The sequence below is a fragment of the Aequorivita sp. IT1183 genome, assembly GCF_058068265.1.
In genome coordinates, this window is sequence record NZ_JBYRHS010000009.1 from 2,501 (window position 1) to 5,865 (window position 3,365).

2 tRNA genes and 2 rRNA genes (1 of these 4 cut by a window edge) are annotated in these 3,365 nt (G+C 47.3%); all 4 read right to left on the reverse strand.

The features are described from left to right. A 23S ribosomal RNA gene (locus AC3RVF_RS15835) occupies positions 1-784 on the reverse strand; it reaches 2,050 nt to the left of the window's first position. A 399-nt stretch (positions 785-1,183) separates the two neighbouring features. Continuing rightward, positions 1,184-1,257 (reverse strand) — tRNA-Ala (locus AC3RVF_RS15840). A 196-nt stretch (positions 1,258-1,453) separates the two neighbouring features. Continuing rightward, positions 1,454-1,527, reverse strand: a tRNA-Ile gene (locus AC3RVF_RS15845). Between the two features lie 164 nt (positions 1,528-1,691). Then, positions 1,692-3,215: ribosomal RNA gene (locus tag AC3RVF_RS15850) — 16S ribosomal RNA — on the reverse strand. Together the 16S and 23S rRNA genes with 2 tRNA genes alongside form the textbook arrangement of a ribosomal RNA operon. Between the last annotated feature and the right edge of the window lie 150 nt (positions 3,216-3,365).

Consider the following 3,365-nt stretch of genomic DNA (forward strand, 5'->3'; position numbering starts at 1 on the left):
AGACTTTTCAACGTCAACGGGTTCGGTCCTCCATTTGGTGTTACCCAAACTTCAACCTGCCCAAGGGTAGATCACACGGTTTCGCGTCTACTACTACCAACTAAAGCGCCCTATTCAGACTCGCTTTCGCTGCGGCTCCTCCGCTGAGCGGATTAACCTTGCTGGCAACAGTAACTCGTAGGCTCATTATGCAAAAGGCACGCCGTCACAGCTTGCGCCGCTCCGACCGCTTGTAAGCGTATGGTTTCAGGATCTATTTCACTCCGTTATTCACGGTTCTTTTCACCTTTCCCTCACGGTACTGGTTCACTATCGGTCTCTCAGGAGTATTTAGCCTTGGCGGATGGTCCCGCCGGATTCATACAGGGTTTCACGTGCCCCGCACTACTCAGGATACCACTATCGGTAACTGTCCTTACTAATACCGGGCTATCACCGTCTATGGCCACGCTTTCCAACGTGTTCTTATTCGTAAAGCACCAAATGTCGTGGTCCTACAACCCCAATACCGCCGTAACGATATTGGTTTGGGCTAATCCGATTTCGCTCGCCGCTACTATCGGAATCACTATTGTTTTCTCTTCCTCCGGGTACTTAGATGTTTCAGTTCCCCGGGTTTGCCCCGCTTGCGCGGTAATACATCTTCAATGTACTGGGTTGCCCCATTCGGATACCTGCGGATCACTTTGTATGTGCCAATCCCCGCAGCTTTTCGCAGCTTATCACGTCCTTCATCGCCTCTGAGAGCCTAGGCATTCCCCATACGCTCTTATTTTGCTTATTGTACTTTTTGCTCTTTAATGAGTTATTCAAATTTAAGTAGGCAGTGTTCAGTGGCAGTAGGCAGTAAAACTGCGAACTGTATACTGAGACTGCTAACTTTTTTAATTATTACTTTTCTCGTATTCTTTATTTCCAATATGTCAATGAACTGTCTGGATCTCTACTATATTCACCGCAAGTATTATGAAATAGCTCTTTGGTACTCGTATAGTAGATTCTATCCGTGGTGGAGAATATCGGGGTTGAACCGATTAGCCTGTGCCGAATTTACTTCGGCAACCTTCCCGAGGTAAATTCGGGATGCTCTAGCCCCTAAATGGCTAAAACTCTGTTTCAATATGTAATGAACGTGTTTTCTTCCGAAGAAGAATATAGATCCCCGCCTTCGCGGGGATTCTAGTGGAGAATATCGGAGTCGAACCGATGACCTCCTGCGTGCAAGGCAGGCGCTCTAGCCAGCTGAGCTAATCCCCCATTTTGTTTCAGTTGCCAGTTATCAGTTAACAGTTATCAGTTAATTGATGACTTATACGTCAACTTGGGATACCCAACTTCTAAAATTTCCTTTCAATATTTCAATTTATGAACGTGTGTTGATTGTTTAAGGGATAATGAGTAATGTATACTATTGCTATTATTCATTTGACTTTATTCCTTAGTCATTCGTTTGTAGTCCCAGGCAGACTCGAACTGCCGACCTCTACATTATCAGTGTAGCGCTCTAACCAGCTGAGCTATGGGACTTTAAAAAAAGTCTCCAATGTTCAGTATTCAGTTATCAGTTTTGATATGCTGACACTGTACCTGTTGACTATAGTATTATAAAATTGACAGCTAAACCAAGCAAAACTCCTTCTTTTTTTCATATAAGAGTCTCTCTTTGTTGAATTTCGGTCGTCTTTCTCTAGAAAGGAGGTGTTCCAGCCGCACCTTCCGGTACGGCTACCTTGTTACGACTTAGCCCTAGTTACCAGCTTCACCCTAGGCCGCTCCTTGCGGTGACGGACTTCAGGTGCTTCCAGCTTCCATGGCTTGACGGGCGGTGTGTACAAGGCCCGGGAACGTATTCACCGGATCATGGCTGATATCCGATTACTAGCGATTCCAGCTTCACGGGGTCGAGTTGCAGACCCCGATCCGAACTGAGACAGGTTTTGTGGATTCGCTCCTGCTTGCGCAGTGGCTGCCCATTGTACCTGCCATTGTAGCACGTGTGTGGCCCAGGACGTAAGGGCCGTGATGATTTGACGTCATCCCCACCTTCCTCACAGTTTGCACTGGCAGTCTTGTTAGAGTTCCCGACATGACTCGCTGGCAACTAACAACAGGGGTTGCGCTCGTTATAGGACTTAACCTGACACCTCACGGCACGAGCTGACGACAACCATGCAGCACCTTGTAATCTGTCCGAAGAAAAGCATGTTTCCACGCCTGTCAGACTACATTTAAGCCCTGGTAAGGTTCCTCGCGTATCATCGAATTAAACCACATGCTCCACCGCTTGTGCGGGCCCCCGTCAATTCCTTTGAGTTTCATTCTTGCGAACGTACTCCCCAGGTGGGATACTTATCACTTTCGCTTGGCCACCCAGCACACCAATGTGCACCGGACAGCTAGTATCCATCGTTTACGGCGTGGACTACCAGGGTATCTAATCCTGTTCGCTCCCCACGCTTTCGTCCATCAGCGTCAATACGTTGTTAGTGACCTGCCTTCGCAATCGGTATTCTATGTAATATCTAAGCATTTCACCGCTACACTACATATTCTAGCCACTTCACAACGATTCAAGACAACCAGTATCAATGGCAGTTCTACAGTTGAGCTGCAGAATTTCACCACTGACTTAGTTGCCCGCCTACGGACCCTTTAAACCCAATGATTCCGGATAACGCTCGGACCCTCCGTATTACCGCGGCTGCTGGCACGGAGTTAGCCGGTCCTTATTCGTACGGTACCGTCAAGCCTCTACACGTAGAGGTGTTTCTTCCCGTAAAAAAGCAGTTTACAACCCATAGGGCCGTCTTCCTGCACGCGGCATGGCTGGATCAGGCTCTCGCCCATTGTCCAATATTCCTCACTGCTGCCTCCCGTAGGAGTCTGGTCCGTGTCTCAGTACCAGTGTGGGGGATCCCCCTCTCAGGGCCCCTAACCATCGTAGCCTTGGTGTGCCGTTACCACACCAACTAGCTAATGGTACGCATGCTCATCTTATACCGATAAATCTTTAATTAAAGAACAATGCCGCTCTTTAATACTATGGGGCATTAATCCAAGTTTCCCTGGGCTATTCCCCTGTATAAGGTAGATTGCATACGCGTTACTCACCCGTGCGCCGGTCTCAAAAGTGCAAGCACTTTCTACCCCTCGACTTGCATGTGTTAGGCCTGCCGCTAGCGTTCATCCTGAGCCAGGATCAAACTCTTCATCGTATAATCTTCAATAATATTGCGACCATACATCTATAAAGAGCTCGACTCTCAAAAAAATCTCAGAAAATCTCACTTAGTTTAGTTTCTTTGTTGACTAACTACCTTTCGGTAATTAATCTACGCTGTCAATTTCAATATCTCAATGAACTT